Below are 12,128 nucleotides of genomic sequence, written 5' to 3'. Positions count from 1 at the left end.
CTTGAGTTGGCTGCTACTTTAGTTTATGCTCTTGCTTTAACGAGCAGTCAGGATTGATGCAAATTTCTATAAATTAGTAATTTGTACATATCCAAATACCGCTACATATATCAAACTGAGGTGGTAAAATAATTTAGGACTAATATTATGTCTAAACCAGTTGACTGGACAGTTGGCATCCCCGCTAGCACCCTGATAGCCGTCGGAACCCAGGTCAGCGGGAGATTTCCTCTAGATGGAGCAAGTGCCAGAAACTTACTCTACCGCATGGAGGGCAAAAACATTACCAGCTATATCGTCTACGATGACAGCGGACGGGCAATTAAGCGAGTAGACTTGACAGGAAAGGCTCATGCAAATGTGCCGACACCTCACGCCGTTGAATACAAATACAACCAAAACTCAGCAGGAGACATTTTCGTGCAAGCTGAGAAAACAGTTAGGCCAGCTAGATTGGATGAAATACCCTAGAAATTATGTTCATCAAACAAATATCTTTGAATGCAGATAAACTAATCGATTTCCAGCAGTGGAAAAAAGCCAACGGCGATGATTTTTCACTTTGGGATTATCTTTTTGGAGCTGCTAACATTGAAATTGCTATAGCTTTCACAAAACTATTCTGGCCAGATTTTGTCGAACATGAAGGCGGTATCTTTTTGTCCGAAGCCTTTAACAGTCAAATATACGAACAGTGGAAAATCGAACTGGGGAATGATGTCGCTGCAATTGAGCAGGTGATGAACCACCAGCACATTGATGATATTCTCCCCGGTGCGGAAAACGCTAGCACTGAGAATTTATTGTATTTGGGACAAGCATTAGCTCAGATGTGGGAAAGTCGCCTAAAATTACTATATCCTCAGCGACGTTTTCAAGTTAAATGCGATCGGGACGAACACACTGTTGTAGTGACGTTTTTTCAGGATAATTAATCAAGCTTTCACCCCCAACAATTCCGGTTTCAAAACCTGATTTAATTTGCCACTGCGAAATCCCTCCAAATCCAAAGTCGCGTAAACAAAACCAAACTCTTGAAACACCGCCACCAATGCAGGCAAATCTGCCTTTAACACAAATTCCTTAATCTCCTCGGCGGGTAACTCGATGCGCGCCGTATCTCCGTCCGATCGCACTCGCAAATTTTTCAGTCCCAACTGCCGCAAATACCGTTCGGCGCGCCCCACTCTTTGCAACTTTCCAACGGTGATTTCTTCGCCGTAAGGAAAGCGCGAACTCAGACAAGGTTGAGCTGGTTTGTCCCACCAAGGTAAACCCAATTCTTTTGCCAATTGCCGCACTTCAAACTTAGTAATTCCTACTTCTGCTAAAGGCGATCGCGCGCCGCGTTCCTTTGCCGCCTGAATCCCCGGACGGTAATCCTTTAAATCGTCAGCATTCACCCCATCCACCACATAAGGATAACCCTTTGCTAGTGCTAGCGGTTTCAAAGTATCGTGCAGTTCGCTTTTGCAGAAATAGCAGCGGTTAACCGGGTTAGAAGTGTAATTTGGATTTGCCATTTCCTGAGTTTGTACTTCCTGGTGGGCAATCCCTATTTCTGCTGCTTGAATGCGCGCATCTTCTAAATCTTCTGGCAGTAAAGACGGGGAAACAGCAGTAACTGCCAAAGCGCGATCGCCCAACACATCAAAAGCGATTTTAGCCACCAAAGTGCTGTCAATTCCGCCGGAGTAGGCAATCAAAGCCCGTTCCATCTGTGCGAAAATATCTTTTAATTGTTCGAGTTTTTCTACTAACATAATTTCAATTTTTTGTTACAAACAGAGAAGTAAGAAAGCAAACTAAAGAAAGAAGGATGAAGAAAGCATATCTCGATCGGGTGCCCTTCTTGTCTCGAACCTCTTCCTTCTTCCGACTTCCATCGGACTTCTAATTCTATTCTGGATCGATACCGAGGGCTGCCAATCGAGCCAAAAGTTCTTGATTTCGCTGTCTTTCCTGTTCCAGCAGCCTCTCGGCTAACTCTTTATCTTGCTGTTGGCGATCGGCGCGCTGTCGTTCATCTTCAGCCCGTTCTTCCGGCCACAACAGCAACTCACCGGCTGCATTCCACCAGCCCAGCCAATATCCCGTTCTACCTTCGCGAGTTCCCTGCCAAACTCCCAAAAATAGATTTAATCCAGGTATTAAATAACGCCCGTTTTCATCAGGATTTTGATTCTCGTAACGCCGCGATTCTAGCGCATAAACTTCTATTCTGCCTGTATGCGGCCGAAAAATGACATAGCTAGGAACTTTGATTACTTGTTCGTAAAAAAAACACTTGCCGATTTCTTCTGTGTGTTCGACAGAGTATTCATCGCCGTAAGTAGCTGATAGAAATTCCATCACTACAAAAGGGACAGTTCCTTCGGTATGAGGCGTGTAACTGCGGCGGGGATAGTTGTGAGGCCAAGGTTGAACCGGCTGCACGTACATCCAGTCTGGGGCTTTGCAAATAGTGCGATCGTCCACAGCAGCGCACAAAGCAAAATTAGAAACTATCAGTGCGTCTTGCATTACTTCCGGCGAACCAACTAAAGACTGGCGCAAACCGTTAGCTAGCAACGGAGGGTCTGTATCCTCTACAGGGTCGTCCGGTAGGATGAAATCATCGGGTAACAGCGGCCAGGTAATGGTTAGCTTTGAGAGTGGTTTGTGTATTATAGTAGTCATAAGCCACCTCATTTTACCAATAAAAATTTAAGTTTTAGTCGAGATTGCTTATCGACAACCTTTTCTATATCTTAGCGTGCTAATTCGATAATAAAATTTGTTTGTAGTGAAAATTTTAGTCCTCACTACAAACAATTACCAATTACCCCTGAAGCTGCCGAAGGCGCGTTTTAAAATTCCCTACGGGAAAATATGGCGATCGCAATTGACAGCAGCAGCACCACATACAGCAAACCGTAGCCAGCATCTGTAATCAAACCTGCCAAGTAAGGAACTTGTCCGTAAACAGCGTCGTTTCTCAAATTGAATCTGGCTAAATCCGGCAAAACCAGATAAAGTCCCATCATCAATTGTTCAATGCCAGGATTGTTAGTTAACTTGCCCAAAGCCACTAAATCCCGCGTCGAATGTCCCATCAAATAAACGCCAAATGTCAGTAAAGCTGCCAGCAGCGAACTGCTGAACACCCCAAATAAAATCCCGACACCGGCCATGAGACACAGCTCAAACCAGACAAACAACGAGGCGATTAAAATGCTTTCCAAAGGGTAAGGAATCCGGCTCAAACTCAGAATAGCCAGATAGATAACAGTCATTGCTGCTACAAGCACCGCCAGCACGGCCGACAGCCCTAAGTGCTTGCCCACAATTAACTCAGCCCTACTTATCGGCTTAGCAACTAACAGGTAAACAGTCCGCTTTTCAATTTCTTTGTTGACCAGTCCGGTAGCCACAAAGACTGTGGCAATTATACCGAGAATGCTCATAGCAGCCAAACCGACATCTAAGATAATTTTTTTCTCGGTTGTCGCCGCCAATTCCGGTATCAACCGTACTGAGGCTCCCATCAACAGAGCAAAAATAATAATTAAGTAAAGGATGCGATCGCGAATTACTTCCCAAAATACATTGGTCGCGACTGTCAAGATTCTTCTGAAATTCATCTAGTTATTAACCCGCTGGAAACTTTCGCCATACTTTAATATAAGGAAGAGGGAAGAGGGAAGAAGGAAGAAGGAAGAAGGAAGAGGGAAGAAAGAGGATTTTTTCCATCTCAGACTCTCAGACGCTCCCACTCTCAGACTCTCCCACTCTCCCGCTATACCGATCGCAATTAGTTAACAGAGACAGAATCAAACTTGACTGTCCCCCGCCGTTCCATCTTTTTTTTGTCCGGGTTGAGAGCGTTTGATCCCATCGCACCTTACAGTAGCCCTATTGCCTATCTCGAACACCTCGCAAGATTTGGTAAACGAATATATTTCAGGTCTAAAAACCAGCCCCAGCCAAGTTGCCTGCATCTCTAACTGATAGCGGGAGTCTCCTTGGACGATCGAAGTTTTGACATCCCAGCTCGCATCTTCTGGGACTATCCCAGTTGTTTTTAAGGCTTGATTCCGCAGAAAAAATCGCTCGTTGTCAATATCTATTAACATTTGCTCTACCTGCGCCCACGGTTTTGTGCGGGCTTCATTTTGCAGGTATCGCTCCATTGCATTGAGGATGACAACACCTCGGGAGCGATTAATAGTTGGCTGTTGAAATGTCACCACATAATCGCTTTTCCTCAAATCCTGCGATAAAACGCTTGGATACTGTTTTATCCAACCTTGAATTAAAAAGTGAAATGCAAACCAACAGGAAAACAGCAGGTGAACTAGGGTAATTATCAAAAACTGAGGGCGCACCAACGACTTGATACTTTCCCGTTTTGACTCGCTATTCCAAACCTCTATTGTAGCAAGAATTACTACTGCTATAAGTGGGCCGGATATCCATGCTATTTCCTTCCTATCCGCCGGCAATCTTACAAGCAACCACAAGCCAATTAAAATGCTTGTCACCCACGGACTCAGACTTACTCCTTTAATCACAAAAGGTTGCTGGCTGGTCAGCAAACCCATTGAAAGTGTAAAAAATAACCAGCTCATATCAAAAAGCAGAGTTCTCGTCCGCCAGTCAGTGACTGCCGCCACTGTCAGCAAAGCTAAAAAGATGCTGAGCAGTAAAGGCGTCTTCCAGTGGACCACTTTAGGCGGAATCATCGCCTTTTGGATTTTTTTATTGGTTTCCCAAAGGTTGTTCGTCAGCTTAGTGAGTTGCTGAGTGGCATCCAAAAATTGCTTCATCATATATTTCAATTGACACTTTGCAAAAACAACACGGTTAAAATAACGAAATTGCTAACCGTGTGGGCGATTAAAATTCCCCCCAACTGGGTAGTTACTTGAAAAGTTTTTTTGGGAGGACGGCGGGTGAGGGTGGGCGGTCCTAAAAACTGAGTTTTGGAAGCTTTTTTATTGCCTAAAACTATGTTTTCTATGATTCCTAATCCCTGCCATTTAGCTATAAAAGTTACTGCCAATACTGAGACTGCTATCATAGTTATTCGAGCGTAAACATCCTGCCCTCGACCTAATAAAATATAACCGATAAGCTGTTCCCGCAAATCTTTGGGAAGAACGCTTTCAATGCCGAAGAAAACTAACCAGCCTACGAAAGTGCAAGATAGATTGAGGATGGCTGTATATTCAACGCTGGTTTTGGGACCGAGTTTAAGTAGTTTTTGCAGAAACCACGATTCGATCGCGATCGCCAAAAACATAATTAAAATTTGCACCAAAACAGTCCGAAATGGGAAAACACTCGCAATCATAAGCTTTCAGGTATATAAGCCCGTGTTAAGTTTTAATTGTACAGCACAAGCGGAATAATCTTAACCGCAGATTTGAGCCCCTGATTGCGTTTGCTCGCTGCTTAAAAGATTGGGGGTTAGGACTTATCGTATAATCTTTTGAGATCCGCCAACAGAATGGAAAAATTAAACATTCAAGGCGCGCGATCGAATACCCACCCCGATACAGACTCAAATAACTGCTGATTATGGTAAGGAATGGCATTGGTATTCGGACAGCCTCATCCCGGTCGGAACGCGTTGCGGGTCAGATTCACGTCTACGACGGCGCTGGTAAAGGCAAGTCTCAGGCAGCTTTGGGAGTAGTGTTGCGCTCGATCGGGCTGGGTATCAATTCTGACTCGCCCACGCGAGTTTTGTTGCTGCGCTTTCTCAAAGGCCCCGGCCGCTCCTACGACGAAGACGGGGCAATAGAAGCCTTGCAACGGGCATTTCCGCACTTGATCGACCAAGTGCGCACCGGCAGAGCCGAATATTTTGGGGCCGAAGCAATCACCCGCTTCGATCGCGCAGAAGCTCAGCGAGGCTGGGATATCGCCAAAGGAGCGATCGCCAGCGAGCTCTATTCCGTGGTGGTACTAGACGAACTAAACCCTGTATTGGACTTGGGTTTGCTGCCAGTGGACGAAGTAGTCCAAACCCTCAAAAACAAACCCGAATATTTAGAAGTAATCGCCACAGGTCGAGCGGCCCCCGAAGCTTTGCTGGATATTGCCGACTTGCACTCAGAAATGAAGCCCCACTATCACCCCGCAGCGGCAGAGCATCAGATTGCGGGTATCGAAATATACACGGGAGCGGGCAAAGGCAAGTCTACGAGCGCTTTGGGCAAAGCTTTGCAGGCAATAGGTAGGGGTATCAGTCAAGACCAATCTCACCGCGTGTTAATCGTGCAGTGGCTCAAAGGCGGCACAGGTTATACAGAAGATGCGGCGATCGCAGCTTTGCGCCAAAGCTACCCGCAGCTAGTAGACCACCAGCGGTGCGGCCGGGATGCTATAGTTTGGCGGGGGCAACAGCAAGAGTTAGACTGCATCGAAGCAGAACGCGGCTGGGAAATCGCCAAATGTGCGATCGCCAGCGGCTGGTACAAAACGATTATTCTCGACGAACTCAATCCCACAGTAGACTTAGAACTGCTGTCGGTAGAGCCGATCGTAGAAGCCCTGCTACGCAAGCCGCGGGATACAGAAATTATTATCACCGGGCGCTGCCACAAACCCCACGCTTACTTTGACTTGGCAAGCGTACACTCCGAGGTATACTGTCACAAACACTACGGCGATCGGGGCGTAGAACTAAAGCGGGGCGTAGACTTTTAAAGCCCGGAGCGGTACGGAGTTCGATCCGGACTCAGAATTATTAAATGACGGCCCTGCCTGGAAAACAGCAAATTGCCACAAAGCCTTGTTACCAAGTAACAAATCTCCCAATTTCCCTTGTCTTCTCGATCACCCAGATCTGCCTTTTTTAATCTTTAATTTCCTGCCCCGGACGCGATCCCCGACCGCCAATCCAGAATGGAACATTAAGAATATGAGCCGCGTCTTCTTGAGCGTGAGCACCTGAGACAGTGCACCAGGATTATTAAAGGGTGAAGACTTTGAAAATAAAAGCTTACAAGCAAAAAATCCGCGAGGGAGAAAGTCTAGACAGGGTTAACGCCAGTAGGCTAGACTTGCGGCTGGCAAACAGGTTAAACTACAGCGGAATCCAAACATTCGGTGTTCTAGGCAGTGTCTGTAGTCGCACCAGCGATGACCAACAAGTAGAGGAGTGAAGCTTTATGACAACGTTAGATGACAATCCTAATCAACTAGATTTAAACCTTCCGGGACTAGGCCCGGATACAGTATTCGCCGGAGCTGGGGCGGATTTCGTGAGAACTTCAACCCTGGGCGGCAGCTTAATATTTGGCCAAGCCGATAACGATACTCTGGTTTCAGTTGGCCCGAACGATACCCTGTACGGCGGCGAGGATGAAGACTCAATCAGATCCCAGCGCACTCCGGCTTTGCTGTTCGGCGAAGCAGGCTCGGACACCATAGTCGCTGAATCCCAGGCTACCCTGGGCGGCGGTTTGGGAGAAGACTTCCTCCAAGGTACTGTCGAAGCTAACCTGATATTTGGTAATCAGGGCGCAGATACGCTGCTGGGAGGGGCGCAGAGAAGAGACTCCCTCTACGGCGGCAAAGACAATGACGCGATCGGCTTCTTCATCGCAGGCGGTGGCAACAACCTCTCTTTACCTGGTGGCGTGGCTATTGGCTTCGCTGGCAATGAAGGCAGCAACTACTTGCGGGGTGATTTGGGCGACGACTTGGTTGTAGGTATCAATGTAAGAGACAGTCTCTTTGGCGGTAGAGGCAACGACACCCTACGAGGTGTGGCCAGCAGCAGCTACCTGTCCGGCGATAATGACGACGACATCTTAGTCATTACCAACAGTACCCAAGCCAGCCCGTTTGCTACGACCGTCATCACGGTCGGCATTGAAAGAACCACCTTGATCGGCGGTGGCGGCAACGATTCTCTCTACGGCGCCATCGGCGAGTTTGGCGGCGGCAGAAACTTCTTTGACGGCGGGGACGGCAACGACACGATCACGGTTTTTGCAGCCCAGGATACTGCCCTCGGAGGTGGAGGCGACGACTTCATCGTGTCGTCAACGGTAGTTGCAACTTCGAGCGTAGGCGCCTCCAGTGCATTTCCAGGCTTCGCGGGTCGGAGCTTGCTCGACGGCGGAGTGGGCAACGACACCATCGTTGCAGCTTATTCGACGGATACCATGGTCGGCGGTGATGGCAACGACAGCCTGAGCGGTAGCTTTACTCAAGCCTCCGGTGGAGATGGCAACGATACTATCGATGCTACCAAGGCTATTTTTGCTGGTACTGGTACTGCTTTGGTTACTCTCGACGGCGGGCTGGGCGGCGATCTGCTAATTGGCTACACTAATCCTACTGGCAGCACCTTCACCGTCACCAACCTCATGAACGGTGGCGAGGGAAGTGACACATTCATCTTTGGCAGCCAGCGCGATCGCGTGATTGGCAACTTTGCGGGTAACGACATCATCTCCTATGCTACCAGCGTCACCTTTAGCGGCACAGTCGCCAACTTCATTACCGATACTTTAGGCAGCAACTTCATTACTGGCGGCAACGGCACTGATGTGGTCACTACTGGTAACGGGGATGACATCCTGTTCGGCGACTCATTCAATGCTACCCTCGGAGCAGCCGGGGACGATACCTTAAATTCCGGCGCTGGAAACGACACGATCCTGGCCGGCTTTGGTAACGACTATTTGATCGGCGGTGACGGTAACGACTCTCTCGGTGGGGGGCCTGGTGCTGACACGCTGCTTGGTGGCTCGGGTAATGACAGCTTCTACTACAACAACTTCGGCGAGGGCGACTCGGGTAGTGGGCCAGACCAAATCGGCGATTTTGTGGCCGGTCAAGACAAGTTTATCTTGCAATTCAACAGCTTCCCCGGATTGAGTGCAGTCGAAGGTACGAATCGAGTTTCTTCGAGGTCGTTCTTGGTGCTTGAGAGCGGCGCTTACACTAGCAGTTTTGGTCCAGCCGGGGCTGCCGCGTCAGATGCGTTCCTCTTCTATGAAAATGGAACCGGACGACTAGGATTTGACCCTGACGGTACTGCTGGTGCTAACCCAGGCGTTACGCTGGCAATTCTGAATGGCAGACCGGGCGTGACGGCTTCTGACATTACCCTGATTTAATTGGGGTAAAAGTGGGTGGGGTCGATTCTGAAACGATCGCCCTACCAACTCTCAAAACTAATTCTGGTATGTTTAGAGCTGGGGATATAAATCCCTGGCTTTTTTATTGCAGCGATTGTTAGTGGAACAGGGTGCGTCAGGGAGCCTGAGTTTCTTTGCATCGCGAGGTGTTTGCCTGGCACTAATAGCCCCCCTCACGGCTCCTACAAGTTTGGGCGATCGCAAAAAAAGCCAGCAAACGATAGGTTTGCTGGATTGAGTAGGCAGGAAACTTGTAGCAAATACTGTTACTAAGCTCGGTCTACAATGTCTTTTGCTTTATCTTTGAGGTCTTCTTTCAGGTGAATTGCTGATGCTTGGTCTTGCTTGGCTTGACCTTCTAATTTATCTTTCTGATTGCCTGTAACTTCGCTAACAGCTTCTTGGATTTTGCCTTCAATATTCTTCGCTGTTGCTTCGACTCTATTTTCAATGCTCATAATTTTATATTGTAACTCTACAACTACTAATATATGATTTTAAAGTTGAGTCTGTATACCTCTTTAGATAGATTTGTTATTACCTTTATTTCTCAGTTACAGGTTCGATTGGAATTTCCACAAGTTTATTTCTGGAGAAAAAACCGGATTTAATGCCGATCGCAGATTTCGGCACTTTAAACTTTTTCGCCAACAGCATGATTAATTCTTGATTGGCTTTACCATCAACTGGCGGCGACTTGAGATGTATTGTGAGGCTGCCGTCGGGTTGTTCTGCGATACTTTGCTGTTTGGAATTCGGTTTAACTTTGATTGTGAAAATAGTCACACTTCGACTTTCTCTGAATGTTCGATCTTCGTTCCCAAAACTTTCAGGAATTCAGCTAGCCAGTTAGGATGTGCTGGCCACGCGGGGGCAGTAATTAAGTTGCCATCGACTACGGCGTCGGTAACGGGAACTTCTGTATATTTGCCGCCGGCCCGGAGTACGTCGGGGCTGCAAGCGGGGTATGCAGTGCACCGTTTGCCTTCGAGTACGCCGGCGGCGGTTAGGACTTGCAAGCCGTGACAAATAGATGCGATCGGCTTTTTGCTGTTGGCAAAGTAGCGGGTAATTTGCAGCACTTGTTCGTTGAGGCGGATGTATTCTGGGGCGCGTCCTCCGGGGATAACCAAAGCGTCGTAGTCTGCCGGGTTGATTTCGTCAAAAGTCGCGTTTAAAGTAAAGTTGTGACCGGGTTTTTCGCTGTAGGTTTGATCGCCTTCAAAGTCGTGAATTGCGGTGCGAATTTTTTGGCCTGCTGCTTTTTCCGGGCAGACGGCGTGGACGGTGTGACCTACCATTTGCAGTGCTTGGAAGGGAACCATTACTTCGTAGTCTTCTACAAAGTCGCCGACTAACATTAAGATTTTTTTTGCTGTCATGTTTCCAACTCCTGTTATTTTGATTTGATTAAATAGGATTAAAAAAAAATGCGGGGCAGTGAAAAAGCTTGCCCCGCAAGCTATTGTGGAATCTAGAAACCGTTGCGTCCCCAAATGACCATTGAAATTGAGAAGGAGAACAGAACTAGCACCGAAACCCAACCGAGTGACAAAATATCCATAGCTATTTATTGAACAAACTGTACAAAGTGACTCCAAACCTTATGATAAGTCAATTTGAGCCATTTTTGAAATGAGGGCGCTGTGAAGGACTCGTCAAATTTTAGTGCCGCTGAACGGGTAGAATCTTTGAAAGCAGGGAGTGTTGCTGCTTTGTCTTGTTTGCTTGGTTTTGGGGCGATCGCCCTTGGTAATAGCTTAATTTTAGCGGATAGGTTGGATTCTCTGGCGAGTTTGCAGGTAAGGGAAATTGACCTAAATTTTGCCTTCAGAGGGGCGATCGCACTTTTGGGCGGTTTTTTGTTCGGCGTGACTTACCGCTATGCGATTCGCCGAGATGTTAACCCGCAGCTTAAATCGGGTGCGGTGTTGGCTTTTGGGTTGGTGCGGGCTTTTGGACAATTGGATGCTGGATTGTTTTTTGAATCCGGGAAGATGCCCGCCCTACAGGAGTTATTGCCGTTTGCTGTTCGCGGTGCCGAGAGTGTAGTATTGTTTGCGATCGCGGGTTTGGTTTTGGATTGGGCGATCGGGCGATCGTGGATTAAGCCTTTCGATTCTTGAGTGCCACATCTTGCAGCATTTTTAGGAACAGGCAAGATGCCTGTTCCACAAAAGTTCAATTTTCCTGTGGGCCGTTGCTCCTAGCCCGCCCAAAAAATACAATTTAGATGCGAGACAGCTTATTTTGCGCTAAACCCGCCCCTAAAGATTTAATACCTCAAATTCTGGATTGCCGTAAAGCATTTGCCTGTCTACCGCCGACAAAACTTTATTGTTAGCAGCATCAGAAACTAAACACTGACAAACTAGCTGCGCTACATCCGCCCGGTGAATAGTTCCAGCAACTAGACAATCTTCTGTTAAAATACCGTTGCCTGTTGCAGGTTCCGATTTGAGTCCGCCGGGACGAATCACTGTATAAATCATCCCGCTTTCTATCAAATGATTTTCGGCTTTTTCTTTCTCAATTAAGACCGGGCCCAAAGTTTCCAAAACTTGCGGTTGCAAAGCAGCGGCACTGTTACCGCTGCCTATGGATGAAACTAAAATAAATTTTTGCACGCCTGCTTTGACAGCCGCATCAATCAAGTTTTTGTTGCCCAAATAATCGGCTCTTTCTCCATCTTTTGGCAAGCCGCCAATTGTGCTGATTACGGCATGAATTGGATCGCCGCCAGCCATAGCAGCTTCCATAGCTGCTGCATCCAAAGCATCGCCAGTCACGACTTTGATGCCCATTGCTTCTAATTCGGTGGTGGTTGCGGGCGATCGCAAAAGTGCAGTTACTTGCATTTTTTGTGCTATCAGACATTTCGCGATTTCTAAGCCGACGCCTCGACTAGCACCAGCTAAAAAAATGTGGAATTTCTCTGTCATATTAATTTGGATTTAATTGGTGCAGAAAGTGGTTTATTTGACT

The 12,128-nt window shown here is 47.4% G+C and carries 15 protein-coding genes; 5 read left to right on the top strand and 10 right to left on the bottom strand.

Annotated features, from left to right (window positions below; all coding sequences use genetic code 11):
• Positions 1-147 precede the first annotated feature (147 nt).
• Together QUA20_RS09675 and QUA20_RS09670 are read left to right on the top strand one after the other, a co-directional pair.
• Positions 148-471 carry a polymorphic toxin type 24 domain-containing protein gene (locus QUA20_RS09675; RefSeq protein WP_172186216.1) on the top strand — a complete coding sequence of 108 codons (324 nt, stop codon included), beginning with the start codon at positions 148-150 and terminating at the stop codon, positions 469-471.
• Between the two features lie 5 nt (positions 472-476).
• Positions 477-935, top strand: coding sequence for a hypothetical protein (locus tag QUA20_RS09670; protein ID WP_172186215.1), 459 nt, complete (start codon positions 477-479; stop codon positions 933-935).
• Here the strand turns inward: QUA20_RS09670 and larE are convergent, their stop codons facing one another.
• The 5 genes from larE to fraC all read right to left on the bottom strand — a co-directional run bounded on the left by larE (position 936) and on the right by fraC (position 5,335).
• Positions 936-1,763 (bottom strand): ATP-dependent sacrificial sulfur transferase LarE, encoded by an 828-nt coding sequence (gene larE, locus QUA20_RS09665; RefSeq protein ID WP_333188150.1) that lies wholly within the window; start codon positions 1,761-1,763, stop codon positions 936-938. It lies immediately after the preceding gene.
• 136 nt (positions 1,764-1,899) lie between these two features.
• Positions 1,900-2,679, bottom strand: a complete 780-nt coding sequence (locus QUA20_RS09660; protein ID WP_333188147.1) for a Uma2 family endonuclease — start codon at positions 2,677-2,679, stop codon at positions 1,900-1,902.
• A gap of 170 nt (positions 2,680-2,849) precedes the next feature.
• A complete protein-coding gene (locus QUA20_RS09655; protein WP_333188144.1) occupies positions 2,850-3,623 on the bottom strand; it encodes an ABC transporter permease in 774 nt (257 codons plus the stop codon).
• 189 nt (positions 3,624-3,812) lie between these two features.
• Positions 3,813-4,811 (bottom strand): DUF5357 family protein, encoded by a 999-nt coding sequence (locus tag QUA20_RS09650; protein ID WP_333188142.1) that lies wholly within the window; start codon positions 4,809-4,811, stop codon positions 3,813-3,815.
• A gap of 5 nt (positions 4,812-4,816) precedes the next feature.
• Positions 4,817-5,335: a filament integrity protein FraC gene (gene fraC, locus QUA20_RS09645; protein WP_172186210.1), complete on the bottom strand. Its 519-nt coding sequence runs from the start codon at positions 5,333-5,335 to the stop codon at positions 4,817-4,819.
• 227 nt (positions 5,336-5,562) lie between these two features.
• On the opposite strand from fraC, the gene QUA20_RS09640 reads away from it, so the two are divergent.
• Positions 5,563-6,696: a cob(I)yrinic acid a,c-diamide adenosyltransferase gene (locus QUA20_RS09640; protein ID WP_172186209.1), complete on the top strand. Its 1,134-nt coding sequence runs from the start codon at positions 5,563-5,565 to the stop codon at positions 6,694-6,696.
• Positions 6,697-7,160: 464 nt separating this feature from the next.
• On the top strand, positions 7,161-9,122 hold the full coding sequence (locus QUA20_RS09635; protein ID WP_333188137.1) for a calcium-binding protein: 1,962 nt from the start codon (positions 7,161-7,163) through the stop codon (positions 9,120-9,122).
• Positions 9,123-9,412: 290 nt separating this feature from the next.
• Here the strand turns inward: QUA20_RS09635 and QUA20_RS09630 are convergent, their stop codons facing one another.
• The 4 genes from QUA20_RS09630 to petN form a co-directional block, all read right to left on the bottom strand.
• Positions 9,413-9,601: a CsbD family protein gene (locus QUA20_RS09630; protein WP_172186207.1), complete on the bottom strand. Its 189-nt coding sequence runs from the start codon at positions 9,599-9,601 to the stop codon at positions 9,413-9,415.
• Between the two features lie 85 nt (positions 9,602-9,686).
• Positions 9,687-9,929: a DUF167 domain-containing protein gene (locus tag QUA20_RS09625; protein WP_333188134.1), complete on the bottom strand. Its 243-nt coding sequence runs from the start codon at positions 9,927-9,929 to the stop codon at positions 9,687-9,689.
• Complete coding sequence (locus QUA20_RS09620) at positions 9,926-10,525, bottom strand: DJ-1/PfpI family protein (protein ID WP_333188132.1); 600 nt, start codon at positions 10,523-10,525, stop codon at positions 9,926-9,928. Before QUA20_RS09620 ends, QUA20_RS09625 begins: the two co-directional genes overlap by 4 nt.
• A gap of 92 nt (positions 10,526-10,617) precedes the next feature.
• Positions 10,618-10,707 carry a cytochrome b6-f complex subunit PetN gene (gene petN / locus QUA20_RS09615; RefSeq protein WP_071883976.1) on the bottom strand — a complete coding sequence of 30 codons (90 nt, stop codon included), beginning with the start codon at positions 10,705-10,707 and terminating at the stop codon, positions 10,618-10,620.
• 82 nt (positions 10,708-10,789) lie between these two features.
• On the opposite strand from petN, the gene QUA20_RS09610 reads away from it, so the two are divergent.
• Positions 10,790-11,269: a hypothetical protein gene (locus QUA20_RS09610; protein ID WP_333188130.1), complete on the top strand. Its 480-nt coding sequence runs from the start codon at positions 10,790-10,792 to the stop codon at positions 11,267-11,269.
• A 141-nt stretch (positions 11,270-11,410) separates the two neighbouring features.
• Here the strand turns inward: QUA20_RS09610 and QUA20_RS09605 are convergent, their stop codons facing one another.
• Positions 11,411-12,085 carry an SDR family oxidoreductase gene (locus tag QUA20_RS09605; RefSeq protein ID WP_333188129.1) on the bottom strand — a complete coding sequence of 225 codons (675 nt, stop codon included), beginning with the start codon at positions 12,083-12,085 and terminating at the stop codon, positions 11,411-11,413.
• Positions 12,086-12,128: the final 43 nt, after the last annotated feature.

This window comes from Microcoleus sp. Pol7_A1, from assembly GCF_036701085.1.
GTDB classification, from domain to species: Bacteria; Cyanobacteriota; Cyanobacteriia; order Cyanobacteriales; family Microcoleaceae; genus Microcoleus; species Microcoleus asticus.
Note: the sequence above shows the minus strand (reverse complement) of the source record. Positions and strands in the feature narration are given on the sequence as shown.